This is a genomic window from Synechocystis sp. PCC 6714 (genome assembly GCF_000478825.2).
Classification (GTDB): Bacteria; Cyanobacteriota; Cyanobacteriia; order Cyanobacteriales; family Microcystaceae; genus Synechocystis.
In genome coordinates, this window is record NZ_CP007542.1 from 2989897 (window position 1) to 3015944 (window position 26048).

The window sequence follows — 26048 nt, forward strand, 5'->3', positions numbered from 1 at the left end:
ATTTATGGTGCTAGCCTCACCCGTTGCCATTGGCCATTAAGCAAATTAAACTGCAAACGGTCATGGAGACGACTAGGCCGGCCTTGCCAGAATTCGATGCGATGGGGAATGACCCGAAATCCTCCCCAATGGGGGGGCCGGGGGATAGTTTGGTTTTCATACTCCTTTTCCCAGCGGGCTAAATTGTCTTCTAACACCTGGCGATCGCCGACGATTTGACTTTGGGGAGAAGCCCAGGCCCCCAATTGGGAACCCCGGGGTCGGGACTGGAAATAGGCATCGGACTCGGCGGGGTCAATTTTTTCCACCCGACCATCCACCCGCACTTGCCTTTCTAGGGCTGCCCACCAAAAAACCAAGCCTGCCCAGGGATGGGCGGTCAATTGTTGCCCCTTGGCGCTGTCATAGTTGGTATAAAAAACAAAGCCCCGTTCATCCAGGCCCTTGAGCAAGACCATGCGTCCCACTGGATGGCCTTCCTCGGACAGGGTGCTCAAAGTCATAGCATTGGGCTCGGGCAACTCAGCGGCGATCGCCTGTTGGAGCCAAATGTGGAACTGGGCAAAGGGATGATCCGTTACTTCTGCTTCCGTTAACCCCCCTTGGGTATAGTTCAATCGCAAATCCGCTAGGGAAACCCCATCCATAAAGCTTGCGTCCTCTATCTAAGTGGCGATCTGTGACGGTCGACAGCTAACATAGGGGATTATGACATCATCTGCGGCGAGTCATGCCATCGATACCCTGATCGAAATGGCCCACCAAGGGGAAATTAATCCCTGGGACGTGTCAGTGATCGACGTGATTGATCGTTTTTTACAAGACTTAGGCATTCTCAGTAGTCTAGACCTTAGTTTTCAACAGCAAAATTTACCCCGTTCCGGCCAAGCTTTTCTCTGGGCATCCATGCTAGTGCGCTACAAAGCAGACACTCTCCACACATTGGAGCAGGAACCAGAAGAGATTTTACCTGAAGCTGAGTTGGAAGAATGGAACGAAGGCCAAAGCCCCCGGCTACCCAAAGATCTGGAAAATCGTTTACGTCGCCGCACCGCTGTCCCCCCCCTGCAACGTCGTCGGGTTACCCTAGCGGAATTGATCGATCAAATTGAGGCGATCGCCGTTGAGATCGAAAAAAGTGAACAAAAACCTAAACGGGTTAAACGAGCCCGACCCCAATCCCGGCGGGAAGCCCTACAAATCATCACCGAATTAGCCCACCAGGAAAATTTAACGGAGTTAGCAAGTCAATTGGAGCAATTTTTGCAAACCCGTCTGCCGGAGATTTTGCCCGATTTTCCCCATCGTCCCTGGGTAGATTTGGACACATTACTCCGTTGTTGGCATCATCACTTAGATCCAGATAAATTGCCAGACAAAAAAGATAAAGTTGGCGTATTTTGGGCTTTACTCCTCTTAAGCTCCCAATCTAAAGTTGCCCTTTCCCAGGAAGAGTTTTACGAAGATTTACAAGTTCAAATCATTGATCCTGAAGAAAATATACAGTTAACTTTAGATCGAGAAATAGAAACAGTAAACTTAGCCTAGTACATAAGCTTTTGTACTTAAGTGCTAAATATTTCTTAGTTGTAAGTCTAAAGATTTATATGAAGAGTTAGATGTCAATCGAGTTGCATATAGGTTCATTAAATCTTCGATGGAAATCAATTTGACTTCTATGGAATTAATTACCTGGATTTTTCGAGAACATTGACGACTAATTATCCAAACTTGCTTATGATCTTCATAAAACTCTTCAACTATTTTATCTGAAAACTCTATTCTGCCTTGCCTCAACTGATTACAGTAATTAGTGATTTGTTGATCTTTAAGGTTTTCAATATCTCCTTTTGCCAAGGTACAGTCATAAATAACTGACAGATTAGTAGTGCGAAAAAATCCGTCCGCCTTGCCAGCCTGTTTTTCACCAAGAAAACTTTTAATCGTTGAAACTCCCAGTAACCTCAATAATAAAAATGTATATTTTTCAAACTCTTGCCAGTCATTAGTGATAGCTAATATCTTAAAGAAGCTAGGGCAAATATCGAAATTATTTTCCCACGAGAAGTCTTTGGATTCTACTTCTATAGAGCTTGGTTGAGACAGGTTATCGGTGGAAACATGCATTTGTGCAGAGGCAATGCCTATAAGTTGATGTAATATGCGCTCAAACTCCAACATCTCATCTTCAAAAATTCTTATTTTTGATCCCACAAATTTGTCTCCGATCTTCTTACGTTGATCGATAACAATATACTTTGAACCATTTTTCGCTACCTTCAATTCAAAAAAATAATTATGGGAGCCTGAGAAATAGCGAGCTTTATGCAATAACTCTCTTTCTTCTCTCGTGTACCATTGCTCTGAATTATCCATTTTCCGTAATTATTGAGGATGATTTGATTCTAGACTTGATTTATGAGTGATCACCAAAATATTTTTACTGAGATCAGGCTACATTTTCCATAAGAGTTAATCGACGATTTAAACTAAGGGTATAAGTTACCCTTTTTTCAACCAGAGTTTCGTTGTCCATTATTGGTTTCTCTCCTTCGAGTGATCGACACAGCCATTACTAGGTTATTTCGGTGGGTATCTAAACAAAATTACACGGCGATCGCCATTGGGGAGGAGAGGCCTGAGTCTGCCCATGGTTAGGATATGGGACCGATCAGATTCTCTGGCCAGGGCAACCCTTTGCTACAGTTGAATTGGTTACAAATCGTTAAAGTTCCGTCCCGCTGTTAAAAGTCTATGTTTGATGCCTTAGCCGATCGCCTTGAAGATGCCTGGAAGAAGCTCCGGGGTCAGGACAAAATTAGTGAAAGCAATATCAAAGAGGCACTGCAGGAAGTCAGAAGGGCCCTGTTGGCGGCGGACGTGAATCTCCAGGTGGTCAAGGGTTTTATTAAAGACGTTGAGCAAAAAGCCCTCGGTGCGGATGTGATCAGTGGGGTTAACCCTGGGCAACAGTTCATCAAAATTGTTTACGACGAATTGGTGGCGTTGATGGGGGAAAGCAATGTCCCCCTCGCCCAGGCAGAGAAAGCTCCCACCGTCATTCTCATGGCCGGTTTACAGGGGACAGGGAAAACCACCGCCACAGCAAAATTGGCCCTTTATCTCCGTAAGGAAAAACGCTCTGCGCTAATGGTGGCCACCGACGTTTATCGCCCCGCCGCCATTGACCAGCTCAAGACCCTGGGGCAACAGATCGATGTACCCGTGTTTGACTTGGGTAGTGATGCCAATCCGGTGGAAATTGCCCGCCAAGGGGTAGAAAAAGCCAGGGAATTGGGGGTAGATACGGTCTTAATCGACACCGCCGGTCGTTTGCAGATTGATCCCCAAATGATGGCGGAGTTGGCGGAAATCAAACAGGTTGTTAGGCCCGACGACACCCTGCTGGTGGTGGATGCCATGACGGGGCAAGAGGCGGCTAATTTAACCCACACTTTCCACGAGCAAATTGGCATTACCGGGGCAATTTTAACCAAACTGGATGGGGATACCAGGGGGGGGGCGGCCCTATCGGTGCGGCAAATTTCTGGTCAGCCGATTAAATTCGTCGGGGTAGGGGAAAAGGTGGAGGCCCTGCAACCCTTCTATCCTGATCGCCTAGCCAGTCGCATTTTAAACATGGGGGATGTGCTGACCCTGGTGGAAAAAGCCCAAGAGGCGATCGATGTGGGAGATGTGGAGAAGTTACAGAACAAAATTCTACAGGCCACCTTCGATTTTGATGATTTCCTCAAGCAAATGCGCTTTATGAAGAATATGGGTTCCCTAGGGGGCCTGCTGAAAATGATTCCCGGCATGAATAAGCTCAGTAGTGGCGACATCGAAAAAGGAGAAAAAGAACTCAAGCGCACCGAAGCCATGATTAGTTCCATGACTACCGAGGAAAGAAAGAATCCCGATTTATTGGCTAAATCCCCCAGCCGTCGTCGTCGCATAGCCCAGGGTTCAGGGCATAGTGAAACTGATGTATCCAAACTAATCACCAATTTCACTAAGATGCGGACCATGATGCAACAAATGGGTATGGGGGGAATGCCTGGGGCAATGCCGGGAATGGGAGCGATGCCAAGCATGGGGGGAGGTATGTTTGGTGGTCAGCCAGGCCCCGGTTTCCGGGGTTACAAAGGTGGTGGCGGTAAACCGAAAAAGAAAAAGAAGAAAAAAGGCTTTGGCCAGCTTTAATATCTTATTAGCCCAGCCTTATTCTGCTCCCTAAATTGACCACTCAGTGGGCAATGGTAAGCAAGTTTTGGCTTGACTTCTTTGCAAAATTAGGAGAAGTTAATGATATTTCTCTAGGCTTATTTGCAAACATGTTTTATTAATTAAATCTGTTGTCAAAAACACCGATAAGACGACTAATTTTAGCTGTTTCGAGAAAAATTAGATTCAGATTTGACTATTCCTACATACTATAGTCAATCAAAGTAAGATTGAGACGACTAACTCCTTTACCAAAGACGCTTTTAGCTCCGTTCAGTGTCTTACTTTCAATTAAATTAACTATAAAGCAAATAATTAAGGTTTTGCCGATAGCTTGAATTGGCTGGAAGTTTTCCCAAAACAGGTAAAATCATTTACACTGAAATTGCTTTGTTTAATTTTTAGGGATTATTCCTGGTGCTCACTGCTCAATCTGAATACGTTAAAAAACTCCGTCCTCTTTTGCCACCGGAAGCGTTCCAAGCCGATCCCAATAAATTAGTTATTTTAGGTTTAAACCTAGGTATTTACGTTGCGGGACTAACCATCGCTCGTCATCTCAATCAGTGGCCCGTGCAATGGCTTTGGTTATTTTTGCCCATGGCCATATTGATGGGTAATAGTGTAACTGTATTTTTGTTTGGTAGCCATGACCTGATGCACGGTAGTGTGCTCAAAAAACGTTCTAAGACTTCCTATTTTATTAGTTTGTTAGGTCTTTCCCTCTGGTGGATGCCCCCTAGCCAATGGCGATCGCTCCATAATCAGGTTCATCATAACAACACCAATAGTTTGCGGGATCCTGACCGTAATTATCTGCATCAACAGCCGCAAACCTGGGGTAAATGGATTCATCACTTGTTTGCCCCCTCAGGAGAAGTTAATCTCCTTTGGTTAATTTTTGGCATGGGTACTGCTTGGGGTGTGCATAATTTTCGTAATCTGATCTCAGTGCTTTTCTTTACTGGTGGTAACGCCGATTTTGTTCCGGCTTCTTTTACGGTTAAAGCCCAAGATCGCCAAAGAATTTGGTTGGAATTAGTGGCCATAGTGGCAGTGCATATAAGCATTTTATTTTATTTGCAATTTCAATTAGTTCCAATTATTTTGGGCTACTTTTTGCCAATTTTTCTGGGTCATGCCATGGGAATGTTTTATATCTACACCAATCATTTAGCTTGCCCGATGACGGACATTAATGATCCTTTGGTTAATAGTGTTTCTTTGCGGATGCCCAAGCTGTTTGATTGCTTGCATTTTAATTTTTCTTACCACACAGAGCATCATTTATTTCCCGACGTAAATTCTGATTATTATCCTTTGGTGCAGGATTTGCTGCAAACCCATTATCCTGGGCAAATGAATTTGTTGACTGCCAAAGAAGCCTGGAAAATGTTACTGGAAACTCCCCGCCATTACCAAGGGGAAACAACTCTAGTGGGCTATAACGGTGCTGGGGCGATCGCCTGTCCGTTGCCCAGACAATCGAGCCAATGCCCCGGCAATGCGGCGACGGAAAAGGTAAAAATTTCGGCAGTGTAAGGTAAAGCTTTGATATTTTGGGGGTTTGATGGTTAATCATTGACCCCCTTTGATAAATTTCCATGAACATTGCCACGTTACTAGAACCCTATAGAACTTCTGGGGTTAACTTAGGTCTAGACCGTATTCACAATTTGCTACAAAAACTAGGCAATCCCCAAGCAAAAGTGCCCTATGTCCATGTAGGAGGTACCAATGGTAAGGGATCGGTGTGTGCCTATCTGTCCAGTGTGTTGGCGGAAGCGGGCTATAAAGTGGGTCGCCACACTTCTCCCCATTTAATTGATTGGACAGAAAGGGTCTGCGTCAATAACGTTGCCATTGATAACGATACTTTGACAGATGTGTTGCAACAGGTAACGGCGATCGCCAAGGCGGATGGTGCTGATCTCCCAACTTTGTTTGAGGTGTTCACGGCGGCGGTGTGGCTTTATTTTGCCCAGGCAGAGGTGGACATTGCTGTGATGGAAGTGGGGCTGGGGGGCAGACTGGATGCCACCAACGTCCCCGAACCCTGTTTGCTGAGTGTGATCACTTCCCTTAGCCGGGAGCATTGGCAGGTTTTGGGCCCCACCGTAGCCCACATTGCCAGGGAAAAAGCTGGCATTCTCAAAGCCCAGAGGCCGGTATTTTTGGGCAACATTCCCGTAGAGGCCCAAGGGGTTTTTCAAGAACGCATTGCCGAATTACATTGCCCCGATTATTGGATTGCCCCCGCCATTGCCACGGAAAAAAATGGTCAGCCCTGGGCTAGCTGGCAAGGTTTTGAGTATCCCTTAGCCCTATTGGGAGATTTTCAGTTACAAAATTCGGCCTTGGCGATCGCCGCTTTGCAGGAATTAAAGCAACAGGGTTGGGATAAATTAACGCCGGAGATTATCCAACGGGGCATGGGTAAAGCTGTCTGGCCCGGGCGATTGCAATGGGTGAATTACGGCGAACAAAAATTATTGCTGGATGGAGCCCATAATCCAGCGGCGGCCAAAGCTTTGGCCGATTATACCCATGGTTTAGTTGATCGATCGGATAATTACCTACCCACCATTACCTGGGTGATGGGTATGCTCAGCACCAAAGAACATGACCAAATTTTTCAGCATTTACTGCGCCCTGGCGATCGCCTATTATTGGTGCCGGTGCCGGATCATGACAGTGGGGATTTATCAACATTGGAGCAGTTAGCCTGGCAGATCATGCCAGAGTTAAAGCAGGTTACACTGTTTGATGATTGTTTTACAGCCCTAGAAAGTTTAAAGAAAATCAACGAAAATTCTAAACAATTGACTGTTCTCTGTGGTTCCCTTTATTTAGTGGGCTACTTTTTAAAAGGATTGCCACTTTCCCACTAATTATTTCTAGAAATTCTGCCCTGATTTAATCCAATTGATATTATTGCTATCATCGGTTTATTCCGCTTAACTACCCCGGTACCCGTGGTCATTTTGCCAAACCACATCGCCCCTTGCGCCAAGGATAATGCAGAAAAACTAATCCCCACCAGACTTTCATTAATTTTTAGGATAAATAAATTGATTAAACTACTTATTTATTTTGTTATTCTTCCCATCGCTATTTTCCTCCTGGGAAATCAACCCGCTATGGCAGTGTCGCAGGCTGACAATACCCCTGCGGTTTTAGTTTGTTTTTCCGGGGGGCAAGAAGTTTTTCGTAAAAATGTGGTAGAGGGCCCCTTTGCTGATGAGTATAAATTCGCCCATGAAATAAAAGTTTCCGACAACGAAGGAGAACACTGGGTTAATTTTGGCGGAGGCATGTGTGTGATTGATCAAGGGGAAGTTTTCAATAAAAAACAGTTAAAATTAACAGATAATTTAAATTGTTATTCAGGAGCAAAAAAAGTAGTAACTTTTGATGTTTATGGGGAAGAAACAACCATTGATGAATACGTTGAAGGTAGAACATTTCTAGCGAAAGCCAATGGCAGTGCAATTTCTTCCAATTCAATTCACCAATATTTATTATTCGGTAGTGGAACCTGCATTGGAGAAGAAATAGGGGAAGATTGACGGGAATGTTAACCGAATAATTGATATTTGGTTATGGTGGCGATCGCCGATTGTTAGTGCCGGACCATGACAGGCTTCATTCATGGGAGCAATTTTGCTCTTTTCCGGCTGGTTGATAGGATGGGGGCGTTTAATCATACTCCTCAACTGCTATGAATGCGCCCTTATTAACCTCCTATCTACACCATCAGCGGCCAGAAACGGACATTCTGACAGAACTAGGCACTGACCCTTTATTGGGACTCACAGCGGAAGAAGTGGCCTTCCGTTACGAGAAATATGGGCGCAACGAATTGAAATTTAAACCGGGCAAACCAGCCTGGTTACGCTTTCTCTTGCAATTTCATCAGCCATTACTCTACATCTTGATCATTGCTGGTACAGTCAAAGCTTTTCTCGGTTCCTGGACCAATGCTTGGGTAATTTGGGGCGTAACGTTAATTAACGCCATCATTGGTTATGTCCAAGAAGCAAAGGCAGAAGGGGCGATCGCCTCTTTGGCCAAGGCAGTAACAACAGAAGCCACTGTGTTGAGGGAGGGGCAAACTTTACGAATTCCTTCCCAGGATTTAGTAATCGGCGACGTGGTGTTTCTAGCGTCGGGGGATAAGGTACCAGCGGATTTACGTTTACTCAAGGTACGGAATCTCCAGGTGGACGAGTCGGCTTTAACGGGGGAAGCGGTGCCGGTGGAAAAGGCGGTGGAACTTTTACCAGAGGAAACCCCCCTCGCAGAAAGGTTAAACATGGCCTATGCGGGTAGTTTTGTCACCTTTGGCCAGGGAACTGGGGTGGTGGTAGCCACGGCCAATGCTACGGAAATGGGGCAAATTTCCCAATCCATGGAAAACCAAGTCAGTCTCATGACTCCTTTGACCCGTAAGTTTGCCAAATTTAGCCACACATTACTCTATGTAATCCTTACTTTGGCGGCGTTTACCTTTGCGGTGGGTTGGGGCAGGGGTGGTGCCCCCAAGGATATGTTCGAAGCGGCGGTGGCTTTGGCCGTCAGTGCCATTCCCGAAGGTTTACCCGCTGTGGTCACCGTTACCTTGGCGATCGGGGTGAATCGCATGGCCAAGCGGAATGCCATTATCCGCAAACTACCAGCGGTGGAGGCTTTGGGCAGTGCAACGGTGGTCTGCTCAGATAAAACCGGCACCCTAACAGAAAATCAGATGACGGTGCAGGCAGTATACGCGGGGGGAAAACATTATGAAGTCAGCGGTGGTGGCTACAGTCCCAAAGGGGAATTTTGCCAAGTCATGGCCGAAGATGCAGATAAGGCTAAGGCTCTCCTGGATGCCATCCCCCCGGTGTTAGCGGAATGTTTACTCGCTGGCATTCTCTGCAATGATTCCCAGTTGGAACATCGAGGAGATGATTGGGCTGTGGTAGGGGATCCCACGGAGGGGGCGTTACTGGCTTCGGCGGCCAAGGCTGGTTTTAGTCAAGCGGGGTTAGCAAGTCAAAAACCTCGTTTAGATTCCATTCCCTTTGAGTCGGATTACCAATATATGGCTACCCTCCACGATGGGGATGGGCGAATAATTTACGTTAAAGGCTCGGTGGAGTCGTTACTGCAACGGTGTGACGCCATGCTCCTCGATGACGGTCAAATGGTTGGCGTTGATCTAGTGGAGATTGAGCAAAATGTTGAGAATATGGCCGAGCAGGGCCTACGGGTATTAGCCTTTGCCAAAAAAACAGTGGAGCCCCATCATCACGCCATTGACCACGGGGATATTGAAACGGGGTTGGTATTTTTGGGTTTGCAGGGCATGATTGACCCGCCCCGACCGGAGGCCATTGCCGCAATCCACGCCTGTCATAGCGCTGGCATTCAAGTCAAAATGATTACTGGCGACCATATCAGCACCGCCCAGGCGATCGCCAAACGGATGGGTATTGCCGCTGAAGAGGATGGCATTGCTTTTGAAGGACGACAGTTGGCAACCATGGGTCCGGCAGAATTGGCCCAAGCCGCTGAAGATAGTTGCGTGTTTGCCAGGGTAGCTCCGGCGCAGAAACTACAACTGGTGGAAGCTTTACAGGAAAAGGGTCACATTGTCGCCATGACGGGGGATGGGGTGAATGATGCCCCAGCTTTAAAACGGGCTGACATTGGCATTGCCATGGGTAAAGGGGGGACGGAAGTGGCCCGGGAATCCTCCGATATGTTACTCACGGACGATAATTTTGCCTCCATTGAAGCGGCGGTGGAAGAAGGACGCACCGTTTACCAAAATCTCCGTAAGGCGATCGCCTTTTTATTGCCGGTCAATGGCGGGGAATCCATGACCATTTTGCTCAGTGTTTTGCTAGCACGGGCTCTGCCTATCCTTTCCCTACAGGTGCTGTGGTTAAACATGATTAATTCCATCACCATGACCGTGCCCCTAGCCTTTGAAGCCAAATCGCCAGGCATTATGCAAAAGCCTCCCCGCAACCCCAATGAGCCCCTAATTACGAGGAAGTTACTACACCGTATTTTGCTGGTGTCCGTGTTTAACTGGATTCTGATTTTTGGGATGTTTGAATGGGTCAATCGCACCACTGGCAACATCGATTTAGCGAGAACCATGGCTATCCAAGCCCTCGTGGCCGCTAGGGTAATTTACCTGCTCAGTATTAGCCAGTTAGGTCGGAGTTCTCTTGGCTATATTATGGGTCAACGTAAAACCATTACCCAAGCTCCAATTTTATTACTTGGCATTACGATCGCCTTGGCTCTGCAAATTGGTTTCAGTCAACTGCCATTTATGAATGTATTGTTTAAAACTGCTCCGATGGATTGGCAACAATGGGCCATTTGTTTACTGCCGATGATTCCCATGGTTCCCGTGGCTATTGTGGCTAACAGCCTTGATCCTTAACCACTGTTGGGGATTCCTAGGCCCCGCCGTAGCGGCGAAAACCTTAAAATTAAACCGATGCAATCCAAAATTTTGTTTGATCCTAGGCAATGCAATTAGAAGATACTATTGCGGCGATCGCCACCGCCATTGTGCCCCAACAGGGGAGCATCGGGGTAGTGCGACTATCGGGACCAAAATCCCTGGCCATTGCCAAAACTTTATTCGATGCACCGGGCAACCAAACCTGGGAGAGTCATCGTATTTTGTACGGCCTTGTACGTCATCCCCAGACCAAAACGGCGATCGATGAGGCATTGCTGTTGTTGATGCTAGCGCCCCGTTCCTACACCAAGGAAGATGTGGTGGAATTCCAGTGCCATGGTGGCATTATGCCGGTGCAACAGGTTTTACAACTGTGTTTAGAACAGGGAGCAAGGCTGGCCCAACCGGGGGAATTTAGTTTGCGGGCATTTCTCAATGGTCGGTTAGATTTAACCCAGGCCGAAAGCATTAGTGAATTGGTAGGGGCCCAATCTCCCCAGGCGGCGGCGATCGCCTTGGCGGGGTTACAGGGTAAATTAGCCCAGCCGATCCGGGATTTGCGTAACACCTGTTTAGATATTTTGGCGGAAGTGGAAGCCCGCATTGATTTTGAAGACGATTTACCGCCCCTGGATGAAGATTCAATTCGCCAGCAATTGCAGCACTTGTACCAACAATTGGAGAAGATTTTAAACACAGCCCAGCGGGGGGAATTACTCCGCACCGGCTTAAAAGTGGCCATTGTCGGACAGCCTAATGTGGGGAAATCCAGCTTGCTCAATGCCTGGAGTCGTACAGATCGGGCGATTGTCACCGACCTACCGGGCACAACGAGGGACCTGGTGGAATCCCAACTGGTGGTAGAAGGCATTCCCATCCAGGTATTGGATACAGCAGGTATACGGGAAACAGCGGATCAAGTGGAGCAAATCGGGGTGGAACGCTCCCGCAAGGCGGCCCAGCAGGCGGATTTAGTCTTGTTGACGGTGGATGCCCATCAGGGTTGGACAGAAGCGGATCAATTGATTTACGAGCAAGTCAAAGACCGACCTTTGATTTTAGTCATTAACAAAATTGATTTAGGCCGGGCTGATTTGGTTAGTTATCCACCGGGAATTACCAACATAGTACTAACTGCCGCCGCCGCCAATCTAGGCATTGAAGCTTTGGAAAATGCCATTATTGAGCAGGTTAATCAAACCAATTTATCGCCCCAGAATTTGGACTTTGCCATTAACCAAAGGCAAGCGGCAATTTTAACGGAAGCTCAACTAGCGCTCAAGCAGTTACAACAAACCCTCGCGGAACAGTTACCCCTAGATTTTTGGACCATTGATTTGCGCTTAGCCATTAATGCCCTTGGGCAAGTGACGGGGGAAACGGTAACTGAATCGGTGTTGGACCGTATTTTTAGCCGTTTTTGCATTGGCAAGTGATGGTGAAATTTTGTTGGCTCCATCCTGACCAATGACCATTTCAACGCTCAATTATTTTGGTTAGCAACGAATTTATTAACCAGTTCAACGTCAATGTCTAACTCCTTAGCAATTTCGGCAATTGTAAGACCTAATTTTTTCAGCAGGGGTATGGTTTCTAATTTCGCCTCCAGCCTACCTTCTAGTTTGCCCTCTAATTTCCCCTCTAGTTTGCCTTTGAGTAAGCCTCGTTGTTCCCCTTCCCGTAAGATTTCTTGATAAACCGCGGATTCCTTCACAATTTCACTCCTTAAAATTGTCTTGATAATGTCAGGCGACAGCAGAATTCCTCCAAAAACAGAAGTTGCTGCCATAAGATTGGCCTTAACTCGATTATCCTCAATCTGTTCCAGCACATTCACCACTTCCCTCAATTCTAATGCGGGGTCAGAGGTCTGCGTCAATACTGCTAGGGGCAACAACCCTGGACTTTGGAGAAATGCTTCCGATGGTTGCTCCCAGAGCCGAATCACTTGATAACGGTGCAAAGTCTCCCCCACTTGAAAACTGTCCTGATAAACCAAGTCATTACTACTGGGTTTCAAGTAGATGACAAATTGGTGCATCGTCTTCTGGGGGAAACGGCGGTAAACCCTCACCCGATAGTCCAACATCCGAAAGCCCATGGTGGGGTCGGGTTCCGTTTGGAATTCCAGGTGCAACACCAAGTCTTCCGATTGCTCCAAAATCAGAGAATCAGCCCGAATTGGCTCCAGGGATAGTTCCGTCGGACTGAGCTTGGTCAATTTGATTGGTCGTCCCAATAACCACGCGGCATAGTCTTCAGAAAAGGATTCGGCCAGGAATTTGCAGAGATTGTCAAACATAGCCAAATTCTACCGGCGATCGCCGTTTGGAATGAATTATTTCCCTGGACAATTAATGGCTTTGAATTGAAGCGGTTCAGCAGGGCCAACCCAGCCAAGGGGCTTAGGGGAAGGTTGTCGCTCAAACGTCACCTGACAGTCTTGACCATAGTTGATGGTCTGATTTTCTAGGTCTATGGATTTCAACGTTGCCGCCACGTCAGGATTCTCTTTAACATAGTTGACCATTACCTCCAAATCTTTAACGTTCTGATATTGAGGGGGCAAAGCGGCGATCGCCATCGGGGAAAAAGAGAAAGAAATCAGTATGGGGATAATTTGCTTCATGTTATGGGTGCCCATGGTTCCGCTTTACCTTACATTGAAACAAGGGTGTCAACCTCAAAAATAATACAACTCTATAAAAAATTGTTTTTATTTCTTCATCAATGGCTCCAATGACATTAATACTTAGAATTAAAGATGCCAAAGCTTTCCTCGGCTTACCCCGGTCATTGTAGTCAGATTTACGGCGCCCTTATTCCGAGTAAATTTGTTTATTCAATCTCTACCAATTGATAAGTTAATTGATAAATTTTATGACTACTCCCCTTTCTTGGCAAGCTTTAGCAGAATTTGCTGATGATCAAATTGACACCATCAATGGCCCTACCAATGCCCAGGCAACTTTACGGCTATTTGGCCAACCGGAGGATGCTGTGCGAGTTACCCTTTATCGGGATAACCATGCTTGGTGCCCCTACTGCCAGAAGGTTTGGTTATGGTTGGAAGAAAAACAAATACCCTACCAAATCAAAAAGGTGACCATGTTTTGCTATGGAGAAAAAGAAGCTTGGTATAAAAAATTAGTGCCGTCGGGAATGCTACCGGCATTGGAATTGGATGGCAGGTTTTACACTGAAAGTGATGACATTCTAATTGCTCTGGAAAAAGCTTTTGGTCCTCTGCTCTGGGCCATGGAAGATCCTTTGGTTTTACCCTTGAGAAAACTGGAAAGACTATTATTTAGAGCCTGGTGTAATTGGCTCTGTTACCCCGCCATGTTTCCGGGGACAGATCAACGGAATCAACAACAGTTTCAACAGGTGGTAGATCAAGTGGAAAAAGCATTGGAAAAATTGCCTGGCCCCTATTTTTTACCGGAATTTAGCACTGCTGATATCGTTTTTATTCCCTACGTGGAGCGCATGCATGCCAGCTTGTTTTATTACAAAGGCTATTCCCTGCGGGAGCGGAATCCCCGCTTAAAAGATTGGTTTGCGGCGCTGGAAACCCGGATGACCTATAGAGGCACCCAGAGCGATTTCCATACCCATGCCCACGATTTACCACCCCAAATGGGGGGATGTTATTCCAATGGCAGTGATCAGGCCAAACGGAATCAACAGCGGGTGGACAATGGCCCTTGGTTTGGTTTACCCGATGCCACCTATCCCGAACCACAAAATGTTAAGCAGGAGGCGATCGCCAGGGTGATGAAACATCGCGCAAATATTATCAAGGTCAATGGCCATGACCAGGGGGAAAGTTTTGACCAAGCCCTGCGCTGTGGGTTGACTCTGTTAGCTACGGGGGAAGTATGTACGCCTCCCCAGGGTACAGACCAGGCTTTGCGTTATCTGCGGGATCGCATTAATGTGCCCAGGGATATGTCCATTTACGCGGCCAGGCATCTCCGGCAAGCATTGGAAACCACCGCTGGTTTGGTGGGGCATAGCCAAGGAGAACCCATTCCAGTGCGCCATCGTCGGGATCAGGACCCAGCTAATTTTCGCTGATCCACCGTCGGTTTTGGGGCCCGTTCCAGGGCGGCGATCGCCCCTTGGCAGTCTTGGAATATTTCCAGAGAAGCCTGTTGCTGGCCAAAACAGAGTTCCTGGTGAATGGTGAAAAGGGTGTTATAGGCGGCTGCCTGGGGTAATTGCTCCGTCAGGCGCTGATATTCCCGGTCGGTGCGGGAGGGAGTTTGTTCCGCCACCTGTTGATCCTGCAACATTTGCAACATCGCCAAATATAAATAGCGGCAGGCTTGGTAATAATCTCCCTGGCGGGCCGCTTGTTGGGCCGCTTTGATCCAATGGTTAACTCCGGGATTCGGGGGCGAAAAATGGGGACTTAGATCAACTTTGCTCAAATTATGCCAATATCTCTGCCAAGTTTTGCGATTAAACCAAATAGCGGCGATCGCCAGGGCAATGCCTAGCCATAGCAGGCCATGGAAAATCAATGCTTCCCACCACTCCCAGTTAGGAACGTCCAGCCTCGGTATGGGCGGCACCCCCTGCCAGAGGCGATCGGTCTGCCAAGTCAACCATTCCCGTCCATTTTGGGTTAACTGTTGCAGTTCCCAGGCAAGGTTACTTTTTTGATAGGTGGCGGCCATGGCAATGATTCCAACAATGGGGGAGAAAAGCCTTAACCAATGGGATTGCGGACCTTAATGAGGTCAATGGCCCTGGTTACGCTTTCGGGGAAAACCACCACCAGACCTTTTTCTTCCACCTGGTCCAATGCCTTATTCAAAGCTATGGTTTCGTCCAAAATTACTTCGTAGGAGGCTCCGGGATTTTCCTGCAAAATACCTTTGACAATCAAATCCGCCGTTTCTCCCTCGCTCCGGCCCCGCTTATCATCGTCTTCCTTGACAATGATTCGGTCAAATACCTGGGCCGCAATTTGCCCCAACTCAATCAAATCACTATCCCGGCGATCGCCAGGGCCCCCCACTACGCCAAACCTTTGCCCCTGCCAATTTTTAACAAAATCTCCCACCGCTCGATAACCGGCCGGATTGTGGGCGTAGTCCACTAGGGCATGGTGCTGCCCCAAATTAAACAAATTCATTCTTCCGGGAGTCTGTTCTGCTGATGTGGTAAAAGTCCTTACTCCTTGGCGGATAACCTCCACATCCAAACCATTAACAAAGGCAGCAAGACAAGCGGCCAAAGCATTGGCAATCATAAAGGGTGCCATGCCCCCCATGGTCATGGGAATTAACTTGGCCTGCTCCACCCGCAGAGTCCAGGAACCCTCCAAAATTGACAGGTAGCCGGATTCATACACCGCCGCAATGCCATTCCGCCGTACATGGGCTTGGATAATGGGATTATCGGGGTTCATAGAAAAATAAGCCACCTTTGCCTTCACCTTATCGGCCATGGCCGCCACTAGGGGATCGTCCGCATTGAGCACTGCGTAACCGCTGGGATCCACCACTTCGGCAATGACGGATTTAACTTTGGCCATCTGTTCAATGGTGTCAATATCCCCCAGCCCCAGGTGATCCGCCGCCACATTCAGCACTACCCCCACGTCACAGCTATCAAAGGCTAAACCTGCCCGCAAAATTCCGCCCCGGGCCGTTTCCAACACCGCCACTTCCACCGTGGGATCCCGTAAAATCACCCCAGCACTCTGGGGCCCAGTGTTATCGCCCTTTTCTACACAATACTCATTGATGTAGATGGCATCGGTGCTGGTGTAACCCACCGTTTTGCCCGTTTGCCGATAAATGTGGGCCAGTAAACGGGTGGTGGTGGTTTTGCCATTGGTGCCCGTCACCGCCAAAATGGGAATGCGGCTGGGGGTCCCGGGGGGAAATAGCATATCCAACACCGGGGCAGCCACGTTGCGGGGTAAACCTTGGCTTGGGGCCACATGCATACGAAAACCGGGGGCAGCATTAACTTCCACAATTACCCCATTGGTTTCCCGCAGGGGCTTACTGATGTCGGAGGTCACCACGTCGATGCCGGCAATGTCCAGCCCAATTACTTTAGCTACCCGTTCCATTAACCAGATATTTTCCGGGTGAATATCATCGGTGCGGTCAATGGCAATGCCTCCGGTGCTTAGGTTAGCGGTGGCCCGTAGGTAAACCACTTCATCCTTGGGTAACACACTATCCAAGTTATACCCCTGGCGTTCCATCACATCTATCGCCGTTTTATTGACCACGATTTTGGTGAGGATATTATCATGGCCATCGCCCCGATTGGGATCCTGGTTAGTTTTCTCGATCAACTCACTAATGGTGGAACTCCCATCCCCAGTCACATGGGCTGGAATCCTCTCCGCCACCGCCACCAGTTTGCCATTGACTACTAGCACCCGATGGTCACTGCCTTCGTAGTAACGCTCCACAATGATGGCACGACTTTTGGACTCCTCGGCGGCCAAATCATAGGCGGCGATCGCCTCCTGCCAATGACGGACATTGATGGTGATGCCCCGGCCATGGTTGCCATCCAGGGGTTTAATCACTACGGGATAGCCCCCCACATCGTTAATGGCTTCCTCAAGATCGTCAAAATATTGGATGGTGGTGCCCCGGGGAACGGGAATGCCCGCATCCTGCAAAATCGTCTTGGTGCCCTCCTTATCGCAAGCTAGTTCTACCCCGAGAATGCCGGAATGGGAACTGAGGGTCGCCTGGATTCTCTGTTGATATACCCCATAACCCAACTGCACCATGGCCCTAGCGCTGAGCAACATCCAAGGAATTTTGCGGGCTTCCGCTTCCGTAACAATGGTTTCCGTGCTGGGTCCCAGGGCCGAGTTAGCCCCTAAATCCCGCAAATCTTCCAGATCCTTTTCCAACTCCAACCTGGGATAATCCCCTGTGTCTACTAAGGAACGACATAAACGCACCGCTGCCCGGCCAGCGTAACGTCCCGCCTGCTCATCCACATACTCATAGACAACGTTATAAACGCCTGGGGTGGAAGTTTCCCTGGTGCGGCCAAAACCCGCCGTCATTCCCACCAACTCCTGCAGTTCCAGGGCCACATGCTCGACAATATGACCCATATAAGTCCCTTCTTTTACCCTTTCCAAAAATCCCCCCTGGTATCCCGGCGAGCAGAAGTGTTCCACCAGGGAAGGCAAAACCTTGATCAATCCCTCATAGAAACCGGGAATACTGTTGGAGGGCCGCTCTGCCAAATCCTCCAGATCTAGGCGCATCACAATGAGCTTCTTGCGTCGAATACTCCAATAGTTAGGGCCGCGGAGAGTCAGAGTTTTAAGAATTTTCATGATCTGTGTCAGTCAAGAACCAATGCAAGAAGCACAACACGCCGACTATCATTCTCAAGCTAGGCCTCTGACTGAAACTGTTCGCTGTGAACAATTGATCCGAGGGGCCCACTGGGGCCGAGAAGTCATACCGGCCCTGTCTTACCCCCTAGACTACCCGAGGAAATGCCCGTTGTTTGCCCTGATGGTAAACTTCCCCGTGGACAAGGATGTTAAGGCGTAAATTATGGAGACTTAGGGGAGCATTGGCCCCCACTAGGGCGGCATTGGTGTAGCTCATGTCCCTGGCATCTACAAAGGACACCGTCCCCTGGCCGATCACTTTAACGGAACCGTCCCGCTCGAACATAGCGCAGGTATCTTCATCAATACCCAAACCCAGCAGTTCAGGGTGGGTAGAAATGGCACTCAACAGTCGAGCCATGCGGTTACGGTTATGGAAATGCTGGTCTACGACGATCTCCGGCACAATGCCCAGCCCCACTGCCATATCCACCAAAGCCCGATTCGGCCATTCGCCACTACTACCCCCGGCAATCATGTGATGCCCCATCACCGCCGCCCCAGCACTGGTACCTGCTAAACTGATTTCCCCGTTATGTACCCGTTGACGGATGCGGTCCATCAGGGGCGTGTCTGCTAACAGGCCACAGAGACGCAACTGGTCTCCCCCGGTCATGAAAATGCCTGTACACTGTTCCACGAATTCTCGATAACCACTGTCGTCCCCCTGGGAACGGTCACGGATGTCCAAGACTTTTAGCTCTTTTACCCCCATGTCACCAAAGATAGTCTGATATCTTTCCCCAATTAACAAAGGCTCCCGAGAGGCAGAAGGAATGATACCGATAATGGCTTCGGTGCCACCGGAACGCGACCAAAATGTTTGCAAAATTTCACGGCCGTGAACTTTATCTTCTGCACCACCAATAATCAGGATGGCTGGTTGGAAGGATAGGGGCATTGTCAACTCTTAGGGGTTCAGTTCTCTGATCAGCAGACTAATATTATCTTGACCGGACAAAGAAAAAAAGTCCATGCCAAGAGTTTTTGCGGGCATTTTGACAACGATTGGAACTGGTTGATGTCTTCCGAATCTCCGGATCTAATTAGCACTTTTCTCCGGCAGAGTTGGCACATTGTTACCGCCGCCGACCAAATATTGTTAAACCAGCTTACAACCCAAGTCAAATTGGGCTAATCCGAGCCCCCGTGAGGATTAACTGGGGGGATTTTCCGGTGGAGTGCTGGGTTCAGTTTCGGGGACTGGGGTTGCTGGGGCATTAATGACATCCTTAGCGCTTAGGCCGTCCGTTTGGATTCCTAAAAACCAGAGAGCGGAGGCCGCTTCCCCCCTGTTTACGGAGCGCTGGGGTTGAAAAATGGTGATGTAACCAAACACTCTTTTGAGGTTGGCTTGATCCCCATTTTGGAAGTCTGCGGCTAGGGCGGGCCAAATATTGGGATTGATTTTGGCGGCATCCTGAAAGCCCCAGGTTTCTTTGATATTTTCCAGACTGGCATTGGGCAGGGCCCGGCGGTGGTCTAGGGGCACTTTCCAACGGACTAAATCTTCCCTGGTTAGGGGCGCATCGGGACGAAACTGGCTGGCGGTGGGATCGCTGGTGAGACTAGAGGGAATTAAACCAGCATCGGCTAAACCTTGAATTTGGGCGAAGTCGGGGTGGGTGGGCGGTACATCGGTGAAAAGGGCGGTAGCGTTGCTAGGGGCGGGTCGGATTTGTTTACTAGGTTGGTTAGCAAAAAAAACGTTATTGGCCTGGAATAACCAGCGGGCAAATTCCCCCCGACTGATGTTACTTTGGGGCGCAAATTCCTGCCCTGTCTTGGCTTGGACTATGCCCAATTCACTTAAATCTTGAATTTCTTCCCTTCGGCGATCGCCGACTTGGTTGAGATCACTGAAAGCACCTGAGGAAAGGGTGACAGTGGTTGTGGGCTCCGGGGTGGCGGGGGTATCCGGCTCCGTTGGTTCTGGGGTTGGGGTTGGGGAAATAGTGGTGGTGGTGCTGGGGGAACTGCCCAGGGAGGGATTAGCAGCAAAACGATCCTGCAATGCCTGGTTGCCACTACAGGCCCCCAACAGGGCGCAAAGTCCGACAATTAAATAAGAAAAAAACGACGAAGATTTCTGAGCCATCGGCGGCACTGCTGGCTAAATTGGGCAAACTTTTTGAGCAACAGGGGAGTAATACCCCCATAGATCCTATCAAATCGGTAATGGAATAGTAGATCCAGCACGTCGTCATAGTCGAGGTAGCTAAGATAGGTGACCCCCAAATCAATTTGGCGATCGCCGAATTCGAGATAGACCCGTTGACTTAAATTTTCTGTCCGTTGCCAGGGTTCAGCGAAATGGGCTTTCATGGCCTGCTCATATTTTTCAAAAGCTTGGGGATCGCCCTGGAGATAATCCACCACAAAAGGAATGGCAATATTGGCCCCCTGCATGCCATGGCGGATGCCTTCCCCCCCTAAAAAATTCACCGTTGACACCGCATCGCCGATGGCCACCACCGGGCCCCGATGGTAAGTATCTCCCTGGTTAACGGCGTAATTCAACACAGAACCATGGATTTCCTCTAGCTTGTATTGGTTTTTTTCTAGTCTTAAATAATTACGAATAATAGCTTCGGTATAAAAACGAATCGGTTTCAACTGACCTAGATAACGATGTTGCCCAGCAAAAATAGCAGTGCCCACTTTTAATTGTTGATTATCCATGGGAAAAATCCAGGAATAACCCTGGGGACTCCAACGGTAACCGAGGAAAAAAACTAGGGTATCAGCAAATTTTTGATGGATATTTTGATCCACCCTAATTAAATATTCTGTGCCAATGCCTCGATAATATTTACTGCTATCGGCTTTGATAGTTTGCCCATTTTGCCCATAATTGATCACCGCCCGCTTTGACCCCGTAGCGTCAATTAGCACTTGGGTTTTTACCGTTACCTTTTCCGCCGGGGAGCGCCGTAAGGTTACCTCTAATCCATTCTCCACCTGTTTATAAGCCAAGAAACGGTGTCCTAACCAAACTTGTCCCCCAGCTTGTTCCACTGAATCTGCTAAAAATTGCCGCAATTTTGCAAAGTCGAACACCACCCCCCTGGGTTGATCGCCATACCATATCTGTTCTTTTTCTGTAGCGGCGATCGCCAAATTGGTCCAATAACGGGCCACCACCCCTGGGGGAAGATCGAACAATGCCATGGTTTCCAAAGGACTAGCGGCGCTGGAGTAATTATTTTGGCTAAAATTTGAATGTTGCTCCACCAGTAGAACCGGAATTCCCCGCTGAGCCAACTGCCGGGCACATTGTCCCCCGGCGGGGCCAGCCCCAATCACCGCCACTGCAAACTCATCCATTCCTTCCTCAGTTAAGTCCTCAACACAGTCAAAACATCATCAAAACACCAACGGGCCAATTTGTAATGTCCCCATCCCAGCCTCCCCTACCCATTGTCGATTTTGAGCCGGAGAGTTTTCTCATTCTGGTGGTGGATGATGTTAAGGAGAATATTCATATTATTTCTGAATTGTTGGAAGGGGTAGGTTACAGCACCACTTTTGTTACTTCTGGGCCAGAAGCATTGCAACGGGTGCCCCAGGCCCGTCCAGATTTAATTCTCTTGGACTTGATGATGCCAGGTATGGACGGACTGGAAGTGTGCGATCGCCTCAAACAGGATCCCCAAGTCAGGGACATTCCGGTAATTTTTCTCACCGCCAGCAATGAAAAGCAACATCTGCTCCAAGCCTTTGCTAAAGGAGCGGTGGATTATGTGACCAAACCATTTAACCCGCCGGAACTGCTGGCCCGGGTGAAAACCCACCTGGAATTAAAACAGACCAGGGACCATCTCCACCACAGCCTACTGGAGCAGGCAAAAACCGCGGAAGCCCTTTCCACCATATCTACCCGTTTAACCACTTTAGTACATAACCTCCGGGCAGGTGTATTGATGACCGATGCTGGCGGTAGTATTGTGGTGGTCAATCCTGAATTTGCCCGGCTGTTTAATCTGGGATTCCCCGCTGACCTCCTTCTGGGCAAAAATTTAACGGCGATCGCCCCCCGCGTTAATGGGCTCTTTGCCAATGGTAAGAGCTTAGTCCATGATTTTTTGGCGATCGATTCCCCAGAGCCATTGCTAAAAATGGAACTGCCCCTACAGGACGGCCGTTTTTTTGAACGGGATTACGTACCCATTGTCTTAGGAGACAGCGCCCAAGGACATTTTTGGTTGTACCGAGACATCAGCCAACGTAAACAGGTGGAGGTAATTCAAGGGCAGTCCCTGGAAATGGAACGACGTATGCGTCAACAACTGGCCGAACAAAACCAGGAATTGGCAGCGGCCACCACTGCGGCGGAGGCGGCCAATCGCTCCAAAACTGAATTTTTGGCCACCATGAGCCACGAAATTCGCACCCCCATGAATGCCATCATCGGCATGACGGGACTATTGCTCGATACAGAATTAAATACCCAACAAAAATATTTCACCCAAACAATCCGTAATAGTGGGGAAACTCTGCTCACTCTGATCAACGACATTTTGGATTTTTCCAAAATTGAGGCCGGTAAATTAGACCTGGAGATTTATCCCTTCGACCTGGGGCAGTGCCTAGAAGAAGCGTTGGATTTGGTTCTACCCAGCGCCCGGCAAAAGTCCCTGACCCTAGTGCGGCGTTTTCTGACTTCCATTCCCCCCAATCTCCAAGGGGATGTGACCCGTCTACGGCAAATTTTGGTCAATCTGCTCAGCAATGCGGTCAAGTTTACCGAAGCAGGGCAAATCAAGGTAACGGTGGAGGTGGTAGACCATGACATGGCCAAGGGAGAATATCAACTCTGTTTTGCGGTGCAGGATACCGGCATTGGCATTGCCCCCAATCAGCAACAGGCGCTATTCCAGGCTTTTAGTCAGGGCAATTCTTCCATCACCCGTCGTTTTGGAGGTACAGGGCTGGGTTTGGCCATTTGTGTTCGTTTAACAGCTCTGATGGGAGGAACAATCTGGGCGGAAAGTAATGGCTCTGTGGTGGGCAAACCCCCGGTCCATTGGCAGTTGGGACAGCCGACCATGCCAGGCTCCACTTTCTATTTCACCGTTAACCTGACGGTAGTGCCCAGTTGCGCCTATTCTGCCCATAAATTACGCCATTCTCTTTTCATTGGGCGATCGGTGTTGATGGTGGACTATAACGAAAGCAGAGCCACCAGAATGCAAAATCTTTTGGCGAGCTGGCGTCTCCAGGCGGAACAGATAATTTTTTCTTCCCCGGAGCAACTCCGGGAGGATTTACAGAGGAAATTGAGGGATAAAACTTACGGTGCCCTAATTTTGCACTGTCCCTATCCCATCGATGAAACGAAAAACTTTGGTGATTTTGACCTGGAACAGATCGCTGCGTGGGTGCCAACGGACCAGGGGGTCCCGGTGCTGGTGTCAACGGATATTTATCTATCCCCCGGGGAGCGCTACCGTGAGGAAAAACCGCCGGTGCAAGCTTGGCTCCCCAGTCCCATCAATCCCGATGAGTTGGAAAATGCTTTGGTCCAAATTTTTAGCCAAACTGCTCCCCCCACGCTAGTTTCCACGGATCCCATTGACGGTCTCGTATTTCCTTACTCTCCTTCCAATTTAACTATTCTCTTGGCAGAGGACAATCTAATTAACCAACAGGTGGCTAGGCTGTTACTGAAAAAGTTGGGTTACCAGGTCGATGTGGTTAACAACGGCCAAGAGGCTTTATCAGCTCTGGAAAAACGTGATTATGACGTGGTGTTGATGGATGTGGAAATGCCGGAAATGGACGGTTTAACCGCCACGGAGCGCATTCGTCGGTTCCATGGCCAGGAACAAAAACCCTGGATCATTGCGGTGACAGCCTATTCCTTGGAAGGTGATCGGGAACGATGTTTGGCCAGCGGGATGAATGATTATGTCAGTAAGCCAATTCGTTTGGAGGCACTGCAGCAGGCGTTACAGGTGGCCACCACCGGACTCAGGTCGCCGGACAAAGACCAAGTTAATCCCATTGTTTTCGAGGGTAGTGGCATTGATGCTAACAACTCCCGAGGGCCGGCCATAACTTTGTTACCTCCCATTGACCAAGGGGTAATTAACTCTCTGCGGGAATTGGATGGGGAAAATGGCAATCTGATTTTAAAGGAAATTACGGATATTTATCACCAAACGGTGCCAGACCTATTGCAAAGAATCAAAATGGCGATCGCCAATCAAAATTGGGGAGAGTTAGGTTTGGCCACCCATACCCTGGGCTCTAGTAGCGCCAATTTGGGCGCTGTGCTTCTGGCCCAGCAGGCAAAAACCCTGGAAAACCTAGCCCGCCAACGGAACGCCAAAGCAATGGACCCCATCCATTATCAGACCCTAACGGAGAGCTATGAAAGGGTCCAAGGGGAACTTAAAACCATACTTGATCGCCCCTAGACAGGTTCCCCCTGGCTTTGGTTGGTTAGAATACTGGATGTTTTCTCCAGCAATGTAGCATGACCGTTAGTGAATTGATGTCTGAGGCCCCGTTGCCGAAATTATCCCTAGTGACCATGTTCCGTCTCGGACTCTTTCAGATGGGGCTGGGCATTATGTCCCTACTTACTCTGGGGGTACTCAACCGGGTGCTGATTGACGAGCTAGCGGTGTTGCCCTGGGTGGCCGCTACGGCGATCGCCATGTACCAATTTGTCAGTCCTTTTAAAGTTTGGTGTGGACAACTCTCCGACAGCCACCGACTTTGGGGTTACCATCGCACTGGTTACGTCTGGTTGGGGGCAGTGGGCTTTACCGTACTTTCCTTCATTGCATTGCAAGTCGTCTGGCAACTGGGCCTAAGCTTGCAAAATAATGGTTGGGGGCCCCTAACAATTTTCTGGAGCATTGTACTGGGCATAGTTTTTGCCTCCTATGGGGTAACCCTAAGTTTGAGTTCTACTCCCTTTGCTGCCCTATTGGTGGATGTGTCCGACGAGGATAACCGCTCCAAACTGGTGGGCATTGTCTGGTCCATGTTGATGGTGGGCATTGTGCTAGGGGCCATTGTTAGTTCCCGCTTGCTTAATACGCCAGAAATTTGCGGCCCTGCATTATTGGATGCCGATGGGCTGATAGTGAAAAAAACCGTCGACATTGCCCAACTACAACGGGGCATTAATCCGGTGTTTATTATCATGCCGGCGATTGTGGTTTTTCTCTCCTGGCTGGCCACGGTGGGGGTGGAAAAAAAATATTCTCGCTTTGGCGATCGTTCCGGGGGCAGGGAGGATGAAATTACCCTAGGGCAAGCCATGAAGGTGTTGACCGCCAGCCGACAAACCGCCATTTTCTTCGGTTTTCTGTTGCTATTAACCCTGAGTCTATTTATGCAGGATGCGGTGTTGGAACCCTACGGCGGGGAAGTGTTTAATCTCTGCATTTCCGAAACTACCCAATTGAATGCCTTTTTTGGCATGGGCACCCTGTTGGGCATTGGTTCCACCGGCTTTTTTGTGGTGCCCCGTTTGGGTAAGCAACGCACCACTTCTTTGGGATGCGCCCTAGCTGCCCTTTGTTTTTCCCTATTAATTCTGGCGGGCTTCCAGCAAAATGTGACTCTGTTAAAATCCGGTTTACTTTTCTTCGGTTTAGCATCGGGCATGATCACCGCCGGAGCCACCAGTTTGATGTTAGATCTGACTGCGGTGGAAACCGCTGGTACTTTCATTGGGGCTTGGGGGTTGGCCCAATCCATTTCCAGAGGATTAGCCACGGTGGCCGGGGGGACGGTTTTAAATATTGGCAAAGCCATTTTTACCAATGCGGTGCTGGCCTATGGTTTAGTGTTCGCTCTCCAAGCCCTGGGATTAATTGGCTCTATTTTTCTGCTCAACAAAGTTAATGTACGGGAGTTCCAGGACAATGCCAAAACGGCGATCGCCACGGTCATGGCAGGAGATTTAGATGGCTGAGATGAGGAAAGGGAAAG

At 48.7% G+C, this 26048-nt stretch carries 19 protein-coding genes; 10 read left to right on the forward strand and 9 right to left on the reverse strand.

The genetic code is table 11. From position 1 onward, the window contains the following. Nucleotides 1–2: 2 nt before the first annotated feature. On the reverse strand, nucleotides 3–647 hold the full coding sequence (gene pdxH, locus D082_RS13635; protein ID WP_028947117.1) for a pyridoxamine 5'-phosphate oxidase: 645 nt from the start codon (nucleotides 645–647) through the stop codon (nucleotides 3–5). Nucleotides 648–708: 61 nt separating this feature from the next. On the opposite strand from pdxH, the gene D082_RS13640 reads away from it, so the two are divergent. Continuing rightward, nucleotides 709–1548, forward strand: a complete 840-nt coding sequence (locus D082_RS13640) for a segregation/condensation protein A (RefSeq protein WP_028947116.1) — start codon at nucleotides 709–711, stop codon at nucleotides 1546–1548. Nucleotides 1549–1572: 24 nt separating this feature from the next. On the opposite strand, the gene D082_RS13645 is transcribed toward D082_RS13640, so the two are convergent. Next, the gene (locus D082_RS13645) at nucleotides 1573–2376 is read right to left on the reverse strand and encodes a hypothetical protein (RefSeq protein ID WP_028947115.1); all 804 of its coding nucleotides are present in this window, start codon (nucleotides 2374–2376) and stop codon (nucleotides 1573–1575) included. Between the two features lie 378 nt (nucleotides 2377–2754). On the opposite strand from D082_RS13645, the gene ffh reads away from it, so the two are divergent. The 6 genes from ffh (at nucleotide 2755) to mnmE (ending at nucleotide 12129) form a co-directional block, all read left to right on the forward strand. Next, a complete protein-coding gene (gene ffh, locus D082_RS13650) occupies nucleotides 2755–4203 on the forward strand; it encodes a signal recognition particle protein (protein WP_028947114.1) in 1449 nt (482 codons plus the stop codon). A gap of 438 nt (nucleotides 4204–4641) precedes the next feature. Continuing rightward, on the forward strand, nucleotides 4642–5766 hold the full coding sequence (locus D082_RS13655) for a fatty acid desaturase (protein ID WP_051738881.1): 1125 nt from the start codon (nucleotides 4642–4644) through the stop codon (nucleotides 5764–5766). Nucleotides 5767–5828: 62 nt separating this feature from the next. After that, nucleotides 5829–7115, forward strand: coding sequence for a folylpolyglutamate synthase/dihydrofolate synthase family protein (locus D082_RS13660; RefSeq protein WP_028947113.1), 1287 nt, complete (start codon nucleotides 5829–5831; stop codon nucleotides 7113–7115). Nucleotides 7116–7364: 249 nt separating this feature from the next. Then, nucleotides 7365–7793: a hypothetical protein gene (locus tag D082_RS13665; RefSeq protein WP_028947112.1), complete on the forward strand. Its 429-nt coding sequence runs from the start codon at nucleotides 7365–7367 to the stop codon at nucleotides 7791–7793. Nucleotides 7794–7945: 152 nt separating this feature from the next. Next, on the forward strand, nucleotides 7946–10669 hold the full coding sequence (locus tag D082_RS13670) for a cation-transporting P-type ATPase (RefSeq protein WP_028947111.1): 2724 nt from the start codon (nucleotides 7946–7948) through the stop codon (nucleotides 10667–10669). A gap of 89 nt (nucleotides 10670–10758) precedes the next feature. After that, nucleotides 10759–12129 carry a tRNA uridine-5-carboxymethylaminomethyl(34) synthesis GTPase MnmE gene (gene mnmE, locus D082_RS13675; protein ID WP_028947110.1) on the forward strand — a complete coding sequence of 457 codons (1371 nt, stop codon included), beginning with the start codon at nucleotides 10759–10761 and terminating at the stop codon, nucleotides 12127–12129. A gap of 47 nt (nucleotides 12130–12176) precedes the next feature. Here mnmE and D082_RS13680 read toward each other — a convergent pair whose 3' ends face one another. After that, nucleotides 12177–12995: an Rpn family recombination-promoting nuclease/putative transposase gene (locus D082_RS13680; protein WP_028947109.1), complete on the reverse strand. Its 819-nt coding sequence runs from the start codon at nucleotides 12993–12995 to the stop codon at nucleotides 12177–12179. A 36-nt stretch (nucleotides 12996–13031) separates the two neighbouring features. Beyond that, the gene (locus D082_RS13685) at nucleotides 13032–13322 is read right to left on the reverse strand and encodes a hypothetical protein (RefSeq protein ID WP_028947108.1); all 291 of its coding nucleotides are present in this window, start codon (nucleotides 13320–13322) and stop codon (nucleotides 13032–13034) included. A 251-nt stretch (nucleotides 13323–13573) separates the two neighbouring features. Between D082_RS13685 and D082_RS13690 the strand changes: the two genes are divergently transcribed. Continuing rightward, nucleotides 13574–14773, forward strand: a complete 1200-nt coding sequence (locus D082_RS13690) for a glutathione S-transferase family protein (RefSeq protein WP_028947107.1) — start codon at nucleotides 13574–13576, stop codon at nucleotides 14771–14773. Here D082_RS13690 and D082_RS13695 read toward each other — a convergent pair. The 5 genes from D082_RS13695 to D082_RS13715 all read right to left on the reverse strand — a co-directional run bounded on the left by D082_RS13695 (nucleotide 14749) and on the right by D082_RS13715 (nucleotide 21422). After that, nucleotides 14749–15378, reverse strand: a complete 630-nt coding sequence (locus D082_RS13695; RefSeq protein WP_028947106.1) for a DUF4129 domain-containing protein — start codon at nucleotides 15376–15378, stop codon at nucleotides 14749–14751. The genes D082_RS13690 and D082_RS13695 overlap by 25 nt on opposite strands. A 32-nt stretch (nucleotides 15379–15410) precedes the next feature. After that, nucleotides 15411–18032 carry a cyanophycin synthetase gene (cphA, locus tag D082_RS13700; RefSeq protein WP_028947105.1) on the reverse strand — a complete coding sequence of 874 codons (2622 nt, stop codon included), beginning with the start codon at nucleotides 18030–18032 and terminating at the stop codon, nucleotides 15411–15413. 148 nt (nucleotides 18033–18180) lie between these two features. Continuing rightward, on the reverse strand, nucleotides 18181–18996 hold the full coding sequence (locus tag D082_RS13705; protein WP_038530995.1) for a cyanophycinase: 816 nt from the start codon (nucleotides 18994–18996) through the stop codon (nucleotides 18181–18183). A gap of 255 nt (nucleotides 18997–19251) precedes the next feature. Next, nucleotides 19252–20193 (reverse strand): S-layer homology domain-containing protein, encoded by a 942-nt coding sequence (locus D082_RS13710; protein WP_028947103.1) that lies wholly within the window; start codon nucleotides 20191–20193, stop codon nucleotides 19252–19254. After that, nucleotides 20157–21422: an NAD(P)/FAD-dependent oxidoreductase gene (locus D082_RS13715; protein ID WP_028947102.1), complete on the reverse strand. Its 1266-nt coding sequence runs from the start codon at nucleotides 21420–21422 to the stop codon at nucleotides 20157–20159. The genes D082_RS13710 and D082_RS13715 overlap by 37 nt, the downstream gene beginning before the upstream one ends. Nucleotides 21423–21487: 65 nt before the next feature. Here D082_RS13715 and D082_RS13720 point away from each other — a divergent pair, with 65 nt between their 5' ends. Both D082_RS13720 and D082_RS13725 read left to right on the forward strand, forming a co-directional pair. Further along, entirely contained in the window at nucleotides 21488–24517 is a 3030-nt protein-coding gene (locus D082_RS13720; protein WP_028947101.1) for a response regulator, read from the forward strand. 59 nt (nucleotides 24518–24576) lie between these two features. Then, nucleotides 24577–26031 carry a PucC family protein gene (locus D082_RS13725; protein WP_028947100.1) on the forward strand — a complete coding sequence of 485 codons (1455 nt, stop codon included), beginning with the start codon at nucleotides 24577–24579 and terminating at the stop codon, nucleotides 26029–26031. Nucleotides 26032–26048: the final 17 nt, after the last annotated feature.